At 57.2% G+C, this 339-nt stretch carries 1 protein-coding gene; it reads left to right on the top strand.

What is annotated here, in order from left to right; genetic code table 11:
* A partial coding sequence (locus tag C661_RS0120905; protein WP_017417248.1) for a hypothetical protein occupies positions 1 to 339 on the top strand: 339 nt, incomplete at both ends.

Below are 339 nucleotides of genomic sequence, written 5' to 3' on the forward strand. Positions count from 1 at the left end.
CCTGCCGAAGCAGAGGTCAAGGTCGATGGCCGGCAAGGCCTGCTGTTCAAGCAACAAGGTGATCTTCACCCCGTTGAGTTACTGTCCGCGCCCAGGCTTATCGGCCAGGATGGGCAGAAAGGTGATGCGCCGGTCTGGCGTTTGTACCTGCGACCGTTGCCCGGTGCCCGGCGGTATCGCGCCCAAGTGGCGACTGATAAAGCCTTTATGAACATCCAGCAGGAAAACTTTTCCAGTGAGCCGAAAATGAGCTTCACTGGGCTCAAGGCATCGTTCTATCACGTTCGTGTATCGGCGTATGACGAGCATGGCCTGGAAGGAGAAACCGGGGTCTATGAC

The organism is Clostridium tunisiense TJ (assembly GCF_000300195.1).
Taxonomy (GTDB): Bacteria; Bacillota; Clostridia; order Clostridiales; family Clostridiaceae; genus Clostridium_J; species Clostridium_J tunisiense.